Origin of the sequence: Microcystis sp. Msp_OC_L_20101000_S702, assembly GCF_007095705.1 — a bacterium.
GTDB classification, from domain to species: Bacteria; Cyanobacteriota; Cyanobacteriia; order Cyanobacteriales; family Microcystaceae; genus Microcystis; species Microcystis ichthyoblabe_A.
This window is the reverse complement of the sequence record NZ_SFBO01000014.1, coordinates 24605-42479: the sequence shown is the minus strand read 5'-3', so window position 1 is coordinate 42479 and position 17875 is coordinate 24605. Positions and strand designations below refer to the sequence as shown.

The 17875-nt window shown below is 44.4% G+C and carries 21 protein-coding genes and 2 pseudogenes; 10 read left to right on the top strand and 13 right to left on the bottom strand.

The annotated features are described in order from the left end of the window. Nucleotides 1-506 precede the first annotated feature (506 nt). From acsF to EWV60_RS01325, 5 genes and pseudogenes are all read left to right on the top strand, one after another. The gene (acsF, locus tag EWV60_RS01345) at nt 507-1583 is read left to right on the top strand and encodes a magnesium-protoporphyrin IX monomethyl ester (oxidative) cyclase (RefSeq protein ID WP_287230400.1); all 1077 of its coding nucleotides are present in this window, start codon (nt 507-509) and stop codon (nt 1581-1583) included. 157 nt (nt 1584-1740) lie between these two features. Continuing rightward, nucleotides 1741-2277 carry a zinc ribbon domain-containing protein gene (locus EWV60_RS01340; protein ID WP_287230398.1) on the top strand — a complete coding sequence of 179 codons (537 nt, stop codon included), beginning with the start codon at nt 1741-1743 and terminating at the stop codon, nt 2275-2277. 398 nt (nt 2278-2675) lie between these two features. Beyond that, nucleotides 2676-3734 (top strand): annotated as a pseudogene (locus EWV60_RS01335) (AAA-like domain-containing protein). 74 nt (nt 3735-3808) lie between these two features. Beyond that, complete coding sequence (locus EWV60_RS01330) at nt 3809-4300, top strand: glucokinase (protein ID WP_287230397.1); 492 nt, start codon at nt 3809-3811, stop codon at nt 4298-4300. After that, the gene (locus tag EWV60_RS01325; RefSeq protein ID WP_353734370.1) at nt 4297-4518 is read left to right on the top strand and encodes a glucokinase; all 222 of its coding nucleotides are present in this window, start codon (nt 4297-4299) and stop codon (nt 4516-4518) included. Before EWV60_RS01330 ends, EWV60_RS01325 begins: the two co-directional genes overlap by 4 nt. Here the strand turns inward: EWV60_RS01325 and EWV60_RS01320 are convergent. After that, a complete protein-coding gene (locus tag EWV60_RS01320; RefSeq protein ID WP_016516693.1) occupies nt 4481-4660 on the bottom strand; it encodes a hypothetical protein in 180 nt (59 codons plus the stop codon). The two genes, EWV60_RS01325 and EWV60_RS01320, sit on opposite strands and share 38 nt — an antisense overlap. Nucleotides 4661-4900: 240 nt before the next feature. On the opposite strand from EWV60_RS01320, the gene EWV60_RS01315 reads away from it, so the two are divergent. After that, the gene (locus tag EWV60_RS01315) at nt 4901-6274 is read left to right on the top strand and encodes an ankyrin repeat domain-containing protein (protein WP_287230394.1); all 1374 of its coding nucleotides are present in this window, start codon (nt 4901-4903) and stop codon (nt 6272-6274) included. Nucleotides 6275-6311: 37 nt separating this feature from the next. Here the strand turns inward: EWV60_RS01315 and EWV60_RS01310 are convergent, their stop codons facing one another. The 3 genes from EWV60_RS01310 to EWV60_RS01300 form a co-directional block, all read right to left on the bottom strand. After that, on the bottom strand, nt 6312-7037 hold the full coding sequence (locus EWV60_RS01310; RefSeq protein WP_287230392.1) for a Stp1/IreP family PP2C-type Ser/Thr phosphatase: 726 nt from the start codon (nt 7035-7037) through the stop codon (nt 6312-6314). 44 nt (nt 7038-7081) lie between these two features. Further along, nucleotides 7082-8770 carry an ABC1 kinase family protein gene (locus EWV60_RS01305; protein ID WP_287230408.1) on the bottom strand — a complete coding sequence of 563 codons (1689 nt, stop codon included), beginning with the start codon at nt 8768-8770 and terminating at the stop codon, nt 7082-7084. A gap of 90 nt (nt 8771-8860) precedes the next feature. Beyond that, nucleotides 8861-9166: a DUF6825 family protein gene (locus EWV60_RS01300; protein ID WP_002736243.1), complete on the bottom strand. Its 306-nt coding sequence runs from the start codon at nt 9164-9166 to the stop codon at nt 8861-8863. A gap of 271 nt (nt 9167-9437) precedes the next feature. Here EWV60_RS01300 and EWV60_RS01295 point away from each other — a divergent pair, with 271 nt between their 5' ends. Then, nucleotides 9438-10661, top strand: coding sequence for an ABC transporter substrate-binding protein (locus EWV60_RS01295; RefSeq protein WP_016516687.1), 1224 nt, complete (start codon nt 9438-9440; stop codon nt 10659-10661). On the opposite strand, the gene EWV60_RS01290 is transcribed toward EWV60_RS01295, so the two are convergent. Continuing rightward, nucleotides 10642-10893 (bottom strand): Txe/YoeB family addiction module toxin, encoded by a 252-nt coding sequence (locus tag EWV60_RS01290; RefSeq protein ID WP_287230407.1) that lies wholly within the window; start codon nt 10891-10893, stop codon nt 10642-10644. The two genes, EWV60_RS01295 and EWV60_RS01290, sit on opposite strands and share 20 nt — an antisense overlap. Before the next feature lie 203 nt (nt 10894-11096). Beyond that, nucleotides 11097-11330 (bottom strand): hypothetical protein, encoded by a 234-nt coding sequence (locus tag EWV60_RS01285; protein WP_002792890.1) that lies wholly within the window; start codon nt 11328-11330, stop codon nt 11097-11099. A gap of 296 nt (nt 11331-11626) precedes the next feature. Here EWV60_RS01285 and EWV60_RS01280 point away from each other — a divergent pair. The 3 genes and pseudogenes from EWV60_RS01280 to psbB form a co-directional block, all read left to right on the top strand. Beyond that, nucleotides 11627-11737 (top strand): annotated as a pseudogene (locus EWV60_RS01280) (IS1/IS1595 family N-terminal zinc-binding domain-containing protein); the annotation flags it as partial. A 345-nt stretch (nt 11738-12082) separates the two neighbouring features. Next, a complete protein-coding gene (locus EWV60_RS01275) occupies nt 12083-12394 on the top strand; it encodes a hypothetical protein (protein WP_002749272.1) in 312 nt (103 codons plus the stop codon). A 371-nt stretch (nt 12395-12765) separates the two neighbouring features. Next, nucleotides 12766-14292 (top strand): photosystem II chlorophyll-binding protein CP47, encoded by a 1527-nt coding sequence (psbB, locus tag EWV60_RS01270; RefSeq protein WP_002735904.1) that lies wholly within the window; start codon nt 12766-12768, stop codon nt 14290-14292. A gap of 291 nt (nt 14293-14583) precedes the next feature. Here the strand turns inward: psbB and EWV60_RS01265 are convergent, their stop codons facing one another. The 7 genes from EWV60_RS01265 to EWV60_RS01235 all read right to left on the bottom strand — a co-directional run bounded on the left by EWV60_RS01265 (nt 14584) and on the right by EWV60_RS01235 (nt 17711). Beyond that, nucleotides 14584-14703, bottom strand: coding sequence for a photosystem II reaction center protein J (locus tag EWV60_RS01265; RefSeq protein WP_002736108.1), 120 nt, complete (start codon nt 14701-14703; stop codon nt 14584-14586). A gap of 42 nt (nt 14704-14745) precedes the next feature. Continuing rightward, the gene (psbL, locus tag EWV60_RS01260; RefSeq protein WP_002735805.1) at nt 14746-14865 is read right to left on the bottom strand and encodes a photosystem II reaction center protein PsbL; all 120 of its coding nucleotides are present in this window, start codon (nt 14863-14865) and stop codon (nt 14746-14748) included. Nucleotides 14866-14875: 10 nt separating this feature from the next. Next, a complete protein-coding gene (gene psbF, locus EWV60_RS01255) occupies nt 14876-15010 on the bottom strand; it encodes a cytochrome b559 subunit beta (RefSeq protein WP_002736175.1) in 135 nt (44 codons plus the stop codon). Nucleotides 15011-15035: 25 nt separating this feature from the next. Beyond that, nucleotides 15036-15281, bottom strand: a complete 246-nt coding sequence (gene psbE, locus EWV60_RS01250) for a cytochrome b559 subunit alpha (RefSeq protein WP_002737435.1) — start codon at nt 15279-15281, stop codon at nt 15036-15038. A gap of 78 nt (nt 15282-15359) precedes the next feature. Next, entirely contained in the window at nt 15360-16352 is a 993-nt protein-coding gene (locus EWV60_RS01245) for a photosynthesis system II assembly factor Ycf48 (RefSeq protein ID WP_016516685.1), read from the bottom strand. A gap of 107 nt (nt 16353-16459) precedes the next feature. Continuing rightward, nucleotides 16460-16807, bottom strand: coding sequence for a rubredoxin (locus EWV60_RS01240; protein ID WP_002736293.1), 348 nt, complete (start codon nt 16805-16807; stop codon nt 16460-16462). A 475-nt stretch (nt 16808-17282) separates the two neighbouring features. Next, nucleotides 17283-17711 carry a QcrA and Rieske domain-containing protein gene (locus tag EWV60_RS01235; protein ID WP_287168703.1) on the bottom strand — a complete coding sequence of 143 codons (429 nt, stop codon included), beginning with the start codon at nt 17709-17711 and terminating at the stop codon, nt 17283-17285. Between the last annotated feature and the right edge of the window lie 164 nt (nt 17712-17875).

The following is a 17875-nucleotide window of genomic DNA, read 5'->3' as shown; positions in this document are numbered from 1 at the left end:
GAATAGAGGTGAACTAGGGGGGGATTTTGTTCGGTGCTAGACTGATATTTGAGTAAGCCAGACAGGAGCCAGAAAAAGATATTTATCAGAAAAGTCATGATCAAGCTAGAGGTTTAAAGGCTCTCTTGGATTTGGTGGGTAAAATGTATTCTAAGATACATTCCTCCTAGCGAGGGGGTGGAAGGAACCACAAAGACACAGAGGACACAAAGATCGATCACTACTATATAAGTTAAACTGATCACACAAAGAATAAGAGAGCCATGACTGTTTACCGATCACTAAACAAACCCCACTTCCCCGAACATTTGTCAAGACTCCCAGGGAAAAAGCCGCGTTTGTTTACACAGCTTAATTAAGAGTTGTAACTTTTAATGAACAGGAAGGGAGTCTAGGGCTGAGAGCTTGCTATAGTGAATCCTAGCCGTTTTTTCACGGCTGGTCATTATCATCTCAGAGCCTTTACTCGTCTCAATCATCATCCCAGAGTAAAATCAATAATCCCTATGGTCAGCACGATCCAAAAACCAGAATTCGAGGAAATCCGTCCGGGTATAAAAGTTCCCGCTAAAGAAACGATCCTCACTCCCCGCTTCTACACCACTGATTTTGAAGCGATGGCGGAAATGTCGATCGCCGCTAACGAGGAAGAACTGAAAGCGATTTTAGAGGAATTCCGTACCGATTATAACCGGCATCACTTCGTTCGCAATCAAGAATTCGATCGCTCTTGGGATCACATTGATGGCGAAACTCGCCGCTTATTCGTGGAATTTCTGGAAAGATCCTGCACGGCTGAATTTTCCGGCTTTCTTCTCTACAAAGAACTCGGCAGACGTTTAAAAAACAGAAATCCCGTTCTCGCGGAATGCTTTAACCTCATGTCCCGGGACGAAGCGCGTCATGCTGGGTTCCTTAATAAGGCTTTATCGGATTTTAACCTCTCCCTTGACTTGGGATTTTTAACCAAAAGCCGTAACTACACCTTCTTTAAACCGAAATTTATCTTCTACGCCACCTATCTTTCCGAAAAAATCGGTTATTGGCGTTATATCACCATTTATCGTCATCTCGAACAACATCCCGAAGATCGGGTTTATCCGATTTTTAACTTCTTCGAGAATTGGTGTCAAGACGAAAACCGTCACGGGGACTTCTTCGATGCGCTCATGCGTGCGCAGCCTGATATTCTTAATGATTGGCGCGCTCGTCTCTGGTGTCGTTTCTTCCTGCTTTCGGTCTTCGCTACGATGTACCTCAATGATACTCAGCGTTCTGGTTTCTACGCCATTCTCGGTTTGGACGCTCGCGAGTACGATAAGTATGTAATCGAGAAGACCAATGAAACCGCCGGCCGCGTCTTCCCGATTGTTCTTGATGTGGATAGTCCTGAATTTTATGATCGCCTAGAAATTTGTGTTCGCAATAACGAGGGATTACGGGCGATCGATAGCGAAAACAGTGCCGCACCAGTTAAATTCCTGAAGAAATTGCCTATCTTCGCCTCTAACGCTTGGCAATTCCTCAAATTGTACCTGATGAAACCGATTCGGGTCGATAAATTAGCTGGTAGCGTCCGTTAAAAAGTTTGTTTTCTTGAGACATGGTGAGGGTGGGTAAAACCACCCTTTTTTTGTCGATAAAATTCTTAAGAAAATCCTCTAACATTTCTATCCTCGCTAGACTGGATCCTAGGGGTGTGAACTAGGTTTTTACTTTTTACTTTTCACTGTCAAAAATATGGCTATTTATAGTGAATTACCCACAGGACAACGTCTCTATCTCGATAATCAAGGGCTGCAGACGATTGTAACCCTCGCTAGTGGTGCAGTGGGACAACAACAACAGTCTAGCAGTAGTTTTGCTACGGGAGTTTGGACACAAGAACCCCAAATAGAGATAATTCCCCAAGGGGCAATTATTGAAATTATCACTGAAACCGGACCCCACAGAATCCAAATTCAAGGAAGCAGTATCGGTTTTTCCTCTCCTCATACCTCTGGAGTTTCTCAGTCCTCTCAATCGACCACTGCTACCAGTTTCTCCTCCTCACCGATGCAACCAATGCAACCGATGCAACCGATGCAACCGATGCAACCCATGAAAATGGGTAATATGTCGATGAATTTTACCCCCATGGAAATGCAAATGGGAGATATGAAAATGAGTATGGGAGACACAAAAACCGTCAGCAAAGTCCGATTTTGTCGTCAATGCGGGGCAAAGGTAGCGGCAACCGATCGCTTTTGTAGTAGCTGTGGTCATCAGTTACAGTAATAAAACCTGTTTAGCTAAATCCATAACTCCTTTTCGGGCAAAATTTTGGGGAGCATCTCATTTATGCAGGTTAGTAGTTATACTTGTCACTAAAACTGTTTTCTAGCAAGGCTTTCAAAATAGCTTGACATAAAAACCTGATTTAAAGGTTACAAAGGTGAGATGCTCCCAAATTTTGTTTATATTAGCTAAATTTACCCGCTTCTAACCAGATTCGTCCACAGCGATCAAAAAGTTTATCGAATAGGGAATTGGCTGTGCCAAAGTAATAAAGCAACCGGTGTAAAGATCAGTTGCTCTGGAGAAGAACTGTATTTCAAGGGGGAATTGCTGAACTGCCCAATTTTGCTATACTGAAACCCATAACTCAAAATAGCGTTTGTTAAGTTGAGGTGTTAATGCAAGCAATGACTCCTATATACATAGAACGCCCTCCTATCGAGGAGACCTGTCGTCAGGCAATTCAAAATCCTGGAGGCCTGATTCGTATTAAAGCTCCTCAAAAAATGGGCAAAACTCTCCTACTAAGAAAAACTCTAGATTATGCTAGAAGCCTTGGATACCGAACCGCTAGTATTGATTTCTCGGAGTGGGGTCTGAATAATCCAATTTTTGATGATTATGAACCATTTCAGAAGTCACTGTGTATTGAAATTTCTAAATGTTTACAAATAAAGGATAAGGATATTGAAAGGAATATTTCTGAAACTTGGGGAATTAGATTAAGTCAGACAAAACCTACAAACTATTTTCAGGATTATTTACTTAGTCAGGGAGGGCTAGTCGTTAGCTTTGATCGGTTTGAGGTTTTATTTGATAAACGAAATATCTTTGAAGATTTTTGTTGTTTGTTGCGATCATGGCACGAAAAAACAGAATTACAGTGGCAAAATTTTAAATTGATTCTTGTTAATTCAACAGATGACTACCCAGAACTTGATATTAATCACTCACCATTTAATGTCGGTATAGGAGTTAATTAATCGACTGGATTAACTGGATTTTCCCTTTCACAAACAAGAGAATTATTAAATTTTTATCAGCTAGAATATCTAAGCAGAGCTAATGAAACAGTCCTACAGAAGTTTGTTGATTTTGTGGGGGGTCATCCTTTTCTTTTAGATGAATCCTTCAAGTATTTACGAATAAACCCGACTCAAACTTTACAACAAGTAAAGGAGGAATCTCCTACACAAACAGGGATTTTCAATCATCATCTTGGAGAAATTCTAGAAACTCTGGATAGCCACCAATATCTTAAAGATGATTATATTAAAATAATTCAACAATTTAATCGCGGTATCGCTAGAATCGATGCTCAAAAAACTCATAGTTTCAGCCTTAGTTTTACAGAACATGATTTACGACAGACATTTCCCTATAAAAATATTCCCTTAGCTTTTATTAATGATATGGAAGCCATACCAATTCTCCAAAGTCTGACTACAGAAGTTTAATCCCCCTAAATCCCCCTTAAAAAGGGGAACTTAAAGGGGGATTTAAATTCGATGTGTAGTTTTCATTTAGAGAAATGGTATTAGAAGAACTTTACACTGCTGAGTATCAATCCAAACCCGAAGATAATCGAGCCTTGATGCTAGTTACTGACGGTCTAGGTCAAGCATTATGGCATAGCTGTTCAGAAGGACAAAAATTAAAACCGATACCTTCTGAAGGGGGACATACTGATTTTGGAGTAAGCAATGACCAAGATATAGAACTTCTAAAATTCTTAAAACGACTGAAACAAGACAAAGATGATAATAGCCCTGTCAGTTATGAATATGTCCTTTCCAGACCTGGTTTGGTCAGAATATATCAGTTTCTGAAAAATCTACCTGAATGGGGAAACCAACCCGATATGAATGATGCCGATACCATCATACAATTGGCACAATCTGGAAATACACTATGTAAAAATGGGCTCTTCTGGTTTCTGTGTGGAAACGAGGTCTATACTGATAGTTTATTTAACAAAATAGTCCTAAAAGTTTTTCCCAGTAAACATTTCACGATTTCATAAGCAAAAATTATCACACAAAGTCGAGAAGAGCCAAAAATGCCTTAGATCAATTTATTTCTATTTGGGGAGCGCAGGCTGGAAATCTAGCTCTCACTTACAAGGCGGTTGGCGGTGTCTATATTGGAGGTATTTCTATCCCGATTGAAATTTTAAAAGAAGGTAAATTTCCGGATGCTTTTATTAACATTGAATTAGGGTTTTCAGAAAACGTAGCCTAGTACGATCGCGACGCAGGGAACAGAGCCAATAGAGAGCCGAGGAAAAACTGCTACCCCGTTCAAGAGGAAGACAAGTAGCTTCAACGCTAGTGGAACACTGCATCTCGTAGGGTTGAATCTGCCACAGGGGACGACCAACCACATCATTTTCTCCCCAATAGCCGAGGATGACGATGATTGATTAACCAAAGAGCATCCAGACGCGAGGTTAGGGGGTCACGGGGTTGAAATAGACGAGTGACGAGAGGTTTCCGCATAAGTACCACAGCTAGTAGAATTACCTTACCTCAGAATTAGAACGGGGTAGTAGCTTTTCTGTCCGTTTACCCGCCTATAACGATCGATAATAGAAAAAATACTTTCTGCCGATCGGTCACTGTTAATGGCTTCTAATTGGGATATCTTGTTAATACAAGCGGCACGTCAGGGCAATCTGGCGCGGGTTCAAGCTTTACTGAGTCAGGGGGCAAATGTCAACGCCACCGATGGCCAAAATACGACGGCTTTAATCTATGCCGTGCAGGGGGGTCATCGGGAAATTGTGGCAATTTTGCGAGAATTTGGGGCAGATATCAACAAAAGTAAACAACCTCAAGGTTTAAGCCCTCTCATGTTAGCGGCTGCCCTCAATCACAGTGAAATCCTCGCTCAATTAATCGCCGCCGGTGCTAATGTCAATCAGGTTAATCAAGATGGTACACCAGCACTAATGATCGCCACTTATAAGGGTTATACAGCGATCGCAGAACAGTTATTAACCGCCGGCGCTCGGGTCAATATGCGCGATCGGGATGGAGATACGGCTTTATCTGTAGCAATTAGCCAAAATTACGATGCAATTGTCGGTTTACTGCTCGATAGTGGTGTAGATGAAGAAATCCGTCAAGAAGCTTGGTTACAGGCTCTCACCGCTAATTGCCCAGAAGTCCTCCAATTGTTTATTAACCGTGGTATGCCCCTCGATGCTCCCACTTTATCCGGGGAAACTCCCCTCATTTTGGCTGTAGAGAGGGGAAATCTCGGCAGCGTACAAACTTTACTGCAAGCGGGAGCAAATCCGAATATCAGCACGGAGGAGGGAGAAACTGCCCTGATGCTCGCCGCTGCTGAGGGATATTTCGATATTGTCCGACTTTTACTCGCTCAGGCGGCCAGTGTTGACAATCAAAATCAGGCCGGAGAAACGGCCCTGCATTTAGCCACGATCGAAGGACATTTAGAGATCGTTCAGGCCCTACTACAAGCCGGTGCTTTTGTCAATCACCGCAACCATTTTGGGGATACACCCTTGCTCATCGCCACGGTGCAGGGATACGAAGCGATCGTTTTAGAATTGTTAAAACAGGGGGCCGATCCTAACCTAACTCAGCAGGGAGAAACACCGTTAACTTTAGCTCTACAGCGCCAATTTACGGAAATCTGCCGTTATCTCCTCGACTACGGGGCTAATGCCAACGCCGTTTATCCCGATGGCAAAACCGTCCTCATGAAAGCTTGTGAGGGCAATAATAGTCAATTGGTGCGCTGGTTAATCGATATCGGCGCTGATGTCAATAAACTCGATTTTAGCGGCGCTTCCCCGTTAATGTGGGCCAGTTATCACGGTTGTCTCGACACGGTTAAAGTTTTGTTAGACGGGGGAAAGGTGAACTTAAATCAGAAAAATCAAGGGGGAATGACCGCTTTAATGTTAGCTAAATTTAATCACCATCAGGCGATCGTTTCTTTATTACAACAAGCAGGAGCGATCGAGTAGAAGTGCAAGTTTAGCGATCAGCGATCGCTATTTCCTCTCAATTCTGCGTTACCATGACCACGGTGATATTATCAGAACCGCCGGCTTCTTTGGCCGCTGCCACTAAATTCTTGACAATTTCCTGACAATCGGCACCAGTTTGCAAATAATCGCTAATTTCCTGGTCGGACAGTTCTTCCGTCAAACCATCACTACAGAGAATTAAACTATCGCCAGATTGCAGATCGAGGGGAGATACCGTCACTGGGGGCAAATCGCGACGACCAAGACATTGAAATAAAATATGTCGCCAAGGGTGGTTTTTCGCCTCTTCTTTGGACAGATCACCCATTTTGATCGCCCTAGCTATCCAAGTATGATCCTCCGTCACCTGTTCTAATTTTTGCTCACGAAAGCGATAGAGACGGGAATCACCAATATGGGTGTACCAAGAGCCATCATCTCGGACGATAGCCATGACTAGAGTTGTCCCCATGTCCTGTCTTTCGGGATGTTTCAGTTGATCTTCAATAATCTTCTCGTTAGCGACGGTAATTGCCTCCTGTAGCAATTCTCCAGCAGTCAGGGGCGAATTCCAGTGTTCTTCTAGATGAACTTGGATAGTTTCAGTGGCGATTTGACTAGCTTCCTGGCCTCCCGCATGACCTCCCATACCATCAGCAACGATAAAAAAGCGCTGCTCGGGGTCGATATAATAACTGTCCTGATTAACCGATCGCACTACACCTGGATCAGTCATTCCTCCAAAAGAAAGATTGTTCATCGAAATTTTTGGTGCTAACACAATATTTATTATCCCGCAATCGATTACATCATACGATCCTGACGTTCAATTTTCTGCCAGAGTCTCACAAAAGCTATCCCCGGCAGCAGCGAAATCGCCATCGGTACTAAAGTTAACCAACCAAAACCACTGACGAATAGAAGCGTCGCTGAGATAAGCAAAGCACTGATCAGTAAAGTATAGTTGGTTCCCATTTGAATCATACCCAATCGCCGCAAAAGTCGATCGGATTCGCTGGAACGTACCCGAACACGGATATCACCCCGTTCTAATTTTTCGATCGTATCATCGATGCGTCGGGGTAAACTCAGGGCGGTGCTGCTCACTTGGGCTGCTTGTCGTCCTAACTCATCGAGGATATTACTGCCATTATTTCCTGTCATATCATTTACTAATTGCAGGGCAAAAGGTTGGGCCACTTCCATAAAGTTAAATTCGGGATCGAGTCCTTTGCCTACCCCTTCTAGGGTAGAAAATGCTCGCATGACGAAGGTAAAGGTAGCGGGAAAGCGAAAAGGCTGATCGTAGGCGATTTCATAGAGATCATCGCTGATAGAGGCCACGGATTGCTCCTCAAAGGGTTTATCCATGAAGTTATCGAGCATATACTGGATCGATCGCCGCACTGCTCCCATATCACCATTAGCAGTTAATGCTCCTAAATCCACCAGAGAAGTGACCACGCGATCGGCATCTTTTTGGGCAATTCCCAAGAGAGTCTGCATTAATTTTTCGCGCACGTTGGTTTTAATTTGTCCCATCATGCCGAAATCGTAGAAAATTAGGGAGCCATCACTGTCAACGGCAATATTGCCAGGGTGAGGATCTGCGTGAAAAAAGCCGTTATTGAGTAGTTGAATTAGATAGGCTTTTGCCCCTAGTTTAGCCAACAATTTGCGATCGAGTCCGGCCGCTTCTAGGGCTTCATAATGACTGATTTTGATGCCGGGGAGGTATTCTAGGGTTAAAACCCGGGGAGCGGTGTAGCGCCAATAGACTTTCGGTACTTTCACCCAATCTTCCCCGCGAAAATTACGGCGAAAAGTGTCAGCGTTACGACCTTCATTGAGATAATCGGTTTCTTCCCAGAGGATTTTACAGCATTCTTCATAAATACCCGTCCAATCGCGACCTTTACCCCATTTGGGATGATTTTGGAAGTATTGGGCGATTTTTTTTAGGATGGTCAGATCGATACTAAATAATTTTTTTAATCCGGGCCGTTGGACTTTGACCACCACATCTTCCCCGCTCTTCAGTTGGGCCCGGTGAACTTGCCCTAAACTAGCGGCTGCCAGGGGAATAGGATCAAAGCTTTTAAAGAGTTGATTGAGGGGTTTACCGAGGGATACCTCGATAATTTTGCTGGCCTGTTCGTAGGTAAATGCGGGAACCTGATCCTGTAGTTTCGAGAGTTCTTCCACATATTCGAGGGGAAAAAGATCGGCCCGGGTGGAGAACAGTTGACCGACTTTAATAAAAGTCGGTCCCAATTCTAGCATGGTTTCCCGAATCCAAGCGGCTTGTTTTCTGCGTCTGCTGGCGAGTTTTTCCTCGCTATAGCTGCCGTTATAGCTCCATTTTTTACCGTTGAGCCAGAATTGATAAAGTACAGTCAGAACGAATCGCCAAATATCTAGACGACGACGATTGATGGAATAGTTTTCTTGATTCCAACGATAGCTATTTTTGGCGACTTGGAGGGCCGGCATTGCTGGGTTTAACTCTAGGGTAACGGGGACGGGTAGAAGGGCTGACACGCAATTTTTGGGGCTTTAAAGCGACTAAAAGAGGGTTTTTGGTTAATTTCGGTAGTTTTTTAGTTCCGAGCGCAATTGGGCGATTTCAGCCCGCATTTCGTCGATGTTTTCCTGCACATCGGCACTGGAGGAACCACTGGAGTCTGTACCAGTATATACTCCCTTTTCCATGGCTCGCTCGGCTCTCATTTGCACTTCTTCGACGAATTGCCGCAGGTTTTCCCGTTGTTCGGCATCAAATTTGCCTAATTCGCTTAAAGCGTTGGTAAACGCATCTTCTAGCTGTTCACTGACCACTTCAGCGATCGCTCGTCCGAGGAAAAAGGCGTGAATAACCGGGTTAGTCATAATCTTAAATGGATGTTTTCGCTTCGGGGTTTGTGGACGGGAAAGGCGATAATAGATTCCCTAACTACTAGGTTAGGCGACAGAACCAGAAAAGGCAAATCGTTTTTCTGAAAAGGGAGGTGAGACGGGGAGGTTAATCGACAAAATCAGGAGAAACAAAAGGCGCTAAGGGAGCAAAATCCGCTTCGATCGCGTCGAGAATTATCGCTGAAATCAACCCGATTAGCGAAATAATAGTGTCATCAACAATATCAGTCCCCGGAGAGTTAAGATGCTCAGAAAACGTTTATTAATCCCCTTAATACTATCCCTAGTCACTTTCGGTCTAGTGGTGGCCTGCAATTCCGGCACTCCCACCAGTCAAACTAACCCCAGTCCCGCAGAAAACGCCGCCACTGCTGCTATTCCCATCGGTGCAGCTTTAGCTCAAACCAGCAATCTCGCCCTATTGGGACAGGAACAGGTGATCGGTGTCAAGATGGCTGAAACATATTTTAATAAAAAGGGCGGAGTCAATGGAACACCGATTAAAGTTATTATCCAGGATGTGGCTGGGGATGAACAGGGCGCAATCAACGCCATCAATACCCTAATCACCCAAGATAAAGTGGTGGGTATTCTTGGTCCCTCCCTGTCCCAACAAGCTTTTGCCGCTAGTCCGATCGCCGATCGAGCTAAAGTTCCCATTCTCGGCCCGTCTAACACGGCTAAAGGTATTCCCCAGATCGGTGAATATGTGGGTAGGGTGTCCGCTCCTGTGGCTGTGGTCGCCCCCAATGCAGTTAAAACCGCTTTAAAAATCGATCCCAAGATTAAAAAAGTGGCTGTCTTTTTTGCCCAAAATGATGCTTTTAGTAAATCGGAAACGGAAACTTTTCAAGAAACCCTAAAAAGTTTAAATCTTGATATTGTCACCGTGCAGAAATTCCAAACCACCGATACAGATTTTCAAAACCAAGCCACCGCCGCTATTAATATTAAACCGGATTTAGTGATTATTTCTGGTTTGGTTGCTGACGGGGGCAATTTGGTCAAACAGTTGCGACAATTAGGCTATCAGGGGTTAATTATTGGGGGCAATGGTTTAAATACTTCTAATATTTTCCCGGTTTGTCAAGCTCAATGTGATGGTATTCTCATCGCTCAAGCTTATAACCCGGAATTAGATAATCCTATTAATCGGGATTTTGTCGCCGATTATACAGCAGAAAATAAAAAAGCACCGCCCCAATTTACCGCTCAAGCTTTTACGGGAATTCAAGTTTTTGTCGAGGCCCTAAAACGGGTAGATGATAAAAATAAACTCAGTACACTTTCCCTCGAACAAATTCGCCAACAATTAAATCAGGAAATTTTAGCGGGTAAGTATGTGACTGTCCTGGGAGATATTGCTTTTACTCCCGAAGGGGAAATCATTCAGGATAAATTCTCCGTGGCACAAATTAAAATGGATGCCGATGGTAAAAATGGTAAATTTACTTTTGTGAAAAATTAATCAGTAAAGGGTTCTTCTCATTTCTATCTCGTTGCAAGGAACTCCCTTGCAACGCATTTCCAGAGGTTCTAGCTTTTGTGTCATAATCAGACACGCTATAAACTAGGCGATGTTCTTTTGTAATGCGTCGTGACCATAATCCTGATAGTTCATGTTTTAATGCTTCTGATTTTCCTAGTCCAGAAAAAGGCTCTCTTTGAACATCTGGTTCTTCGGTGCAATTTTTGTCAATTGTTTGCGATCTGGAGCGAACTAATCAATTAAATCTCTTGCCAGATAAGGATTTAGTCGATTTATGCCCCCCTATCGAACCATACCAAGTAACGAAGAACCGAACATCTTTAATAAGGCTGACAATTTTAGCGTAAACTTTCTTGTCTGCGATCGCCTATTGGTTAAACTCATCAAAACTTCGGGTTAGAAAGGCGACTTTCCTCATAAGTTAGCAGCATCTACATAAATATAACTATCAGGATTTTTAAGAGATTCTATTGCCTCTTGGAGATGTTGACGGTTAGCTTCTGTGGAAAGCAGATAGTCCGTTTCATCCATTTCAGCAGCTTCTTTAATCAATAAAATCGCTTCGACCACTGTTCCTTCTGGTAAGTCGAGGGGAGGTAAACTAAGTTGACCATTTTTGATGATTGTTTGGTATTTTAGTGCATTCATATAATTTTACTATTCTTGAGATTTTATTAATTATAGCAGTTTCAACGATAACTTGGCTCTTCTCGTTTCTGTATAGTCTTACCTCGTTGCCAGGGATACCCTGGCAACGCACTTCCAGAGGTTCTATAGCAAAAAATGGGTTATTTAGGACGCTTTCAATTTTCAAACTCTTATCGGTCAAGGGTTTCAGCGATTGATTGTCCTAACCACCCCGATCTTTGCTATAGCTTTTAGGCGTTGTCAGATAAAGAGATGAGAAAGCAAAATAGATAGAAACTCAATGAAGGAAAAAAACGATGAAATGTCCAGAATGTAAAAGTAACCACATCAATAAAAATGGTCATCGTGGTCAAAAACAAAACTATATATGTGTAAACTGTGGTCGTCAGTTCATCCACAGCTATGAAACAAAAGGCCATAGGGATATTGAGCCTTTAAATTATGTGTCGAAATGTGTCGAAATGTGTAGAAGTGCCGCCCCCAAACCCCCCGCGCATTAGTTTTTCGGTGAGATGCTTACAGACAGCTGCTGATATATCTGTAATAATTTAAAAGTCACTGATAATTGCTGATTGTCGGTATTTCTGCAAATGTGGGATGCACCCAGGGAGAACAAAGCTGCCCATTGCCTATTGCCTATTGCCTATTGCCTTTTCTGACTGATGGCTGGGGGCTAAAAAGCTGATAAAATTTGACGGCTGAAAACTAATTAAGCCAGAAAGCTAGAGATTGATTCTAGATTGAGTAACAAAGTGAAATATTTTTTCTTAACGGCAGGTTGGACAATAGGACGGGTGTGGGAATTTGGCGGTTTGTGGGACCATGCGAGTAGTTGGCGACGACCACCGCAGATAGAGCGATTAAATATCGGTATTTTGGAAGGAGAACAGGTTTTATGGCTTTATAAGGTGGAAGAAGCCGTGATTATGGTGGAAGTTGCCCCCAAGAGTGCCGAAATTGCTGATACTGTCCCCACCATCGGGCAAGTGGTGCTAAAACGCTTGATTAGTGCCGAACAAGTCCTCGAAATCCTGCAAAATGCCGAAGAACTACTGAGGAAGTAATCAGTTATCAGTAATCAGTAATCAGTTATCAGTCATAATTCCCCATCTCCCCACACCCCACACCCAACACCCTACACCCTACACCCCACACCCAACACCCTACACCCTACACCCCACACCCCACACCCTACACCCTACACCCTACACCCTACACCCTGATCTGGAATATTCTGGCGGAAGATCGATCGCAAGCACTTGAAATCTGTTCTAACAATAGTTACACTTCTTTAGAATAGATACACTTTTCAAGGGATAATGTAGGTTGGCTAACTCTTGCACTTAACAGTCGAGATTGTTGGGCTTATATTTTGACCCTGAATATAAAAAGCGTCTAAGTGGACACTAAATTGTCAATAGGAGGAGCGTAGTCAATGGGACTACCTTGGTATCGAGTACACACAGTCGTTCTCAACGACCCGGGCCGTTTAATTTCCGTTCACCTGATGCACACCGCACTGGTAGCGGGTTGGGCTGGCTCCATGGCCCTCTATGAGCTTGCTATTTTCGACCCCAGTGACCCCGTATTAAACCCGATGTGGCGGCAAGGAATGTTCGTGCTGCCCTTCATGGCCCGTTTAGGTGTCACCGGTTCTTGGGGTGGCTGGAGCGTCACCGGCGAAACTGGTGTTGACCCCGGTTTCTGGTCTTTTGAAGGCGTTGCCGCCGCTCATATCGTCTTATCCGGTCTGCTATTCCTAGCGGCGGTTTGGCACTGGGTTTTCTGGGATTTAGAATTATTCGTCGATCCCCGCACGGGCGAATCTGCGCTCGATTTGCCGAAAATGTTCGGTATTCACCTGTTCTTATCTGGTTTACTTTGCTTTGGTTTCGGTGCTTTCCATCAAACAGGCCTTTGGGGTCCCGGGATGTGGGTTTCCGATGCCTACGGTTTAACTGGTCATGTGCAGCCCGTAGCTCCGGAATGGGGACCGGCTGGTTTTAACCCCTTTAACCCCGGGGGTGTGGTAGCTCACCACATTGCTGCGGGTATCGTCGGGATTATCGCCGGTTTATTCCATTTAACCGTTCGTCCCCCCGAAAGACTCTATAAAGCCCTGAGAATGGGTAATATCGAAACGGTGCTTTCTAGCAGTATCGCCGCCGTTTTCTTTGCCGCTTTCGTCGTGGCTGGAACCATGTGGTACGGTAATGCTACCACGCCGATCGAACTCTTTGGCCCGACCCGTTACCAATGGGATAAGGGCTATTTCCAAGAAGAAATTGAGCGTCGTGTGGAGGCCAGCATCGCCAATGGAGCCACCATCGCCGAAGCTTACCAAGCAATCCCCGAAAAACTGGCTTTCTATGATTATGTCGGTAATAGCCCCGCTAAAGGTGGTTTATTCCGTACTGGTGCCATGGATAGCGGTGACGGTATCGCTAAATCTTGGTTAGGACACCCCGTGTTCAAAGATGGCGAAGGTCGCGTCCTCAGCGTGCGTCGGATGCCTAACTTCTTTGAAACCTTCCCCGTTGTCCTGACTGACTCGGAAGGTATCGTTCGCGCTGATATTCCCTTCCGTCGTGCGGAATCGAAACTGAGTATCGAACAAAGTGGTGTTACCGTTTCTTTCTACGGTGGCTCTCTCGATGGTCAGGTCTTCAGCGATCCTGCTGATGTGAAGAAATTTGCGCGTAGAGCGCAACTCGGTGAAGCTTTCGAGTTTGACACCGAAACCCTCAAGTCTGACGGGGTATTCCGCACTTCTCCAAGAGGTTGGTTTACTTTCGGTCATGCTGTCTTTGCTTTACTATTCTTCTTTGGTCACATCTGGCACGGTTCTCGTACCATCTACCGCGACGTATTCGCCGGGGTCGATCCAGATCTGGAAGAACAAGTGGAATTCGGTTTATTCCAAAAATTGGGTGATCTTAGCACTCGTAAACAAGAAGTTTAGTTTTAGCTAAATCATCTATATAACTAAAGGAGTCAAGTCTTTGACTCCTTTTTTTAATTAGGGTATGCTGAAAAAGTTTTTCGTGGGGGCAGGGTGTGGGGTGTGGGGAGAAGGGAGCAGGGAGTGGGGAGCAGGGAGAAACAATTCATAACTTGAGAGTTAATCACACTATTAAAAACGGATTTGGTATTAAAGTTCGATCGAGCTTTACTTTTCACCGAATAGTGAAAAAACCGCTAGTTATTTCTATAACTAACGGCTTTTTGCTGGGGGAAATTACCCGTAATGGAATTACATAGAGGAACCTAAACCGGCGTAAGCTCCGTAGAAGAAAAGACCAAGCACAGCGATAACGCCTAGACCGGCGATGGTGGCGACTAACCACAAAGGAATACGACCTTCTGCGAACATGAATAACACCTCCTAATTGCGATGACAATAAATCGGGACTAATTAGTTAAAGAAATAGCTGGAAAATAAAATTCCCAAGACAGCAACTAGGAGTAAACCTAGATAAAGAGAAGTACGATTTAACTCGACGGCTTGCCGATTCGGATTAGGTGTTCTTTCCATAATTGTTCTCCTAGCGTTGAATAAACTGCATTGCCGCAATTGCACCGATAAAGAAGACAGTGGGGACCGCTAAGGTATGAACTGCCAACCAGCGAACGGTGAAAATGGGGTAAGAAATGGGTTGATTGGGATTACCACTAGCCATTGTTTTTATCCTTAATTAAAGTAAACTACTGATTAAACTGCTCGATTTGATTTTTGGCCTCAAAGCGATCATTAATGATCGGTAATTCTTGACGCTCTTGAGTGTAATACTCATCGGGACGGGGAGTGCCAAAAACATCGTAAGCTAAACCGGTACTCACGAATAACCAACCTGCGACAAAGAGCATGGGGATGGTGATGCTATGGATAATCCAGTAACGAATACTGGTAACGATATCGCCAAAAGGACGTTCGCCGGTACTACCTGACATGGATGGTTCTCCTCGGAATGATAGGACTTGAAAAATTCAATCTCTATAATAGAGACTTTGTTGACCCTGAGACAAGTTTTAGGCCGGCTCGCTGGGGGGATTATATTTCAGTAAAACCCCATCTTGTCCCAAGACAAAACCCTTGTCGGAATTGATAAAAACAATTCGATAGAGATTGGAGGGGACACTTTCCACCGCGCGATCTTTTTGCCAAGACTGGCCGTTGTCATGACTGACCAAGAGATTGCCGCTACCACCAGCGACCCAAATTTCTTCGGGGGTGCGGTAGTTGAGGTCCAAAAGTCCCCAACTGGTGGAAAACTCGGGGAATACCTTATCTTCCCATGTATCGAGATCATTGGGGCTAGTAAATTGTAGTTGACCACCCCGGGCCAGGGCCCACAATTCCCCTTTTTCACCATAACCGACTTTTTGTAAACGGCGGGAAGAAAGACGATTGTGGGGTTGCCATTCTGTTGACCCCGGTTCCCAAGTGGAATAAAAGTTCCCGCGTGCGGAAACGGCCACATATTTACCATCATGGGAACGAACAATTGTCCGGGCCACACCCACAGCACCTTCCACTAAAGCTTGCCAAGTTTTGCCTCCGTCTTTGGTGCGGTAGATAGCGCCTAAATCCGTGACCATTTCGGCGGTTTTGTCGTTCAGAGCGATAATTCCGTAGGGAGAACCGGGTAATTTTTCACTTAAGGAGATACGGGACCAGCTGCTGCCCCCGTCTTCGCTATGGAGAAGAATTGAGGGTTTACCGACAATCCAACCCTCTTGGTCGTGGAAACTGACGGCGCTAAAGCTAACTTTTTCGTCGCCAAGGTTGAGGACTTTTTGCTGCCAACTGTTCCCCCCATCGCTGGTTTCAAAGAGGGTAGATTTGGTTCCCACTAACCAACCGTGCTGCAGGTCGTCGGTAAAGGCGATATCGGCAAAAGTGGAGTCAGTGTCGAGGGTGAGGATTTGCCAAGGACTATTGCTCAGGGATGGCACACTACTACAGCTAAAGCAGAAAAAGGCTACAGCTAGAACTATTACAAATTGTTTCAGTTTTCTCATCAATGGTTCAGAGGTATTGGTCAAGGAATCGGGACGGATTAAGGTTTGTACCCGATGAGTTACAGGCTCATAAGAGCCGTTAGATTTAAAGATAATGAGTGCTTGAGTTAGTTTAAACCATATAAACTAATAAAGAAAACAAATCCTAGCGCTAAAGCCCCGAAAATCAAAATATTTTTTTGTGCGGGAGTGAGACGGTTGACTCCAAAACCATAGCTAAGATTTTCTTGGAATCCCGAAGGAGCATCTTTAGCTCCGATGTTGATAAATTGGGAACGACGCACACCACACACGGGACAGCGCCACGTTTCTGGCAATTCCTCGAAGGGGGTTCCAGCGGGAGTGTTGGTTTTACTATCTCCCTTGCTGGGGTCGTAAACGTAGCCGCAGGAGCGACATTCGTGGTTGGCAGGGGCCTGGTCGGCTAGGGTTAGTTCTGGTGGGCGATCGCTCATGACTAAGATTAAAGGAATTTTCAACACTCTGTTACAAATTATCCTTGAAAATTGACCTCTCTGACGGCCAACCCCTAACAGAATAGCCAGTTTTCAAGTCTGAAAAGGATTAGCGAGGCAGCATATCGGCTTAAAAAAAACCAAGATTAATCTATTAGGGCTTAAATGTCTATTAAAACTTTATTAAGTTGATATTTGGGCTATTTACCCTGATTTTGGTAGTAAAATTTAGTCTGAGAAATTGAGAAATTTCAGGCAGGGAAGAAATTCGGGGTCTGATTTCTCATCTCTAACTGATTATTCTTGACCAAATTGACTAAATCCCCGGCTTAATTTCTTCTTAGAGGCGAGAGTGAAGCTAAATTACTTGTCCCTCTCCCTTATGGAGGCTTTCCATTTAATTAATTTCTAAGTGCGAGTAGAGAGTCACTAATTCTACCCGTGTCACCAAAGACATGGTATTCCCTCAACCCCGTTAAGCTTTTTTCACGAAAATAACGTCTTTTTCGACCTTGACTTGATAGGTGGTTAGATTGCCTTTTGGGGGTTTATTCGTGACGACTCCAGTGGCGGTAAATTTTCCCGGATGGCAGGGACAAGCTAAAATCTGTGCGCCAGTATTCCATTTCACCGTACAGCCTTCATGGGTACAAGTCGGGTTTACTGCACTGATCTTTTTCGCCTTTTTCTCCCAGATTAGGAGCAAGGAGCCGACCGGGGATTTTTTATCCAGAAAACTGCCTTTGGCTTCCAATTCTTTGAGGGTAATGCCCGTCACTTTCACAAAGCCATCCGCCGCTTGGGCCGGGGTCATCTCTTGGTCGGTAGCCGTCCCTAGGATTTCTGGGGCGCAGGCCATGGCTCCGCCAACACCAACGAGGGCAACAAATTCACGACGATTCATGGGATTAGGTTTTTTCCAACAGTAACGTTAACTTTCACTGTACCGTAGAAGCTCTTTCCATTCAATTAATTTCTAAGTGCGAGTAGAGAGGGCCAGTAAGCAAACGCCTGACCAGGATTAGGCTTCAGAAGCTAGTTGCGACCGATAATTAATTTTTGAGGGTT

Coding starts and splice junctions, on each gene's coding strand:
- EWV60_RS01235 (WP_287168703.1), bottom strand. CDS start 17,711: ATGAATCGTCGTGAATTTGTTGCCCTCGTTGGTGTTGGCGGAGCCATG.
- psbB (WP_002735904.1), top strand. CDS start 12,766: ATGGGACTACCTTGGTATCGAGTACACACAGTCGTTCTCAACGACCCG.
- EWV60_RS01340 (WP_287230398.1), top strand. CDS start 1,741: ATGGCTATTTATAGTGAATTACCCACAGGACAACGTCTCTATCTCGAT.
- EWV60_RS01285 (WP_002792890.1), bottom strand. CDS start 11,330: ATGAATGCACTAAAATACCAAACAATCATCAAAAATGGTCAACTTAGT.
- EWV60_RS01265 (WP_002736108.1), bottom strand. CDS start 14,703: ATGTTCGCAGAAGGTCGTATTCCTTTGTGGTTAGTCGCCACCATCGCC.
- EWV60_RS01295 (WP_016516687.1), top strand. CDS start 9,438: ATGCTCAGAAAACGTTTATTAATCCCCTTAATACTATCCCTAGTCACT.
- psbL (WP_002735805.1), bottom strand. CDS start 14,865: ATGGAAAGAACACCTAATCCGAATCGGCAAGCCGTCGAGTTAAATCGT.
- EWV60_RS01315 (WP_287230394.1), top strand. CDS start 4,901: ATGGCTTCTAATTGGGATATCTTGTTAATACAAGCGGCACGTCAGGGC.
- psbF (WP_002736175.1), bottom strand. CDS start 15,010: ATGGCTAGTGGTAATCCCAATCAACCCATTTCTTACCCCATTTTCACC.
- EWV60_RS01310 (WP_287230392.1), bottom strand. CDS start 7,037: ATGAACAATCTTTCTTTTGGAGGAATGACTGATCCAGGTGTAGTGCGA.
- EWV60_RS01305 (WP_287230408.1), bottom strand. CDS start 8,770: ATGCCGGCCCTCCAAGTCGCCAAAAATAGCTATCGTTGGAATCAAGAA.
- EWV60_RS01330 (WP_287230397.1), top strand. CDS start 3,809: ATGGTATTAGAAGAACTTTACACTGCTGAGTATCAATCCAAACCCGAA.
- acsF (WP_287230400.1), top strand. CDS start 507: ATGGTCAGCACGATCCAAAAACCAGAATTCGAGGAAATCCGTCCGGGT.
- EWV60_RS01300 (WP_002736243.1), bottom strand. CDS start 9,166: ATGACTAACCCGGTTATTCACGCCTTTTTCCTCGGACGAGCGATCGCT.
- psbE (WP_002737435.1), bottom strand. CDS start 15,281: ATGTCAGGTAGTACCGGCGAACGTCCTTTTGGCGATATCGTTACCAGT.
- EWV60_RS01245 (WP_016516685.1), bottom strand. CDS start 16,352: ATGAGAAAACTGAAACAATTTGTAATAGTTCTAGCTGTAGCCTTTTTC.
- EWV60_RS01240 (WP_002736293.1), bottom strand. CDS start 16,807: ATGAGCGATCGCCCACCAGAACTAACCCTAGCCGACCAGGCCCCTGCC.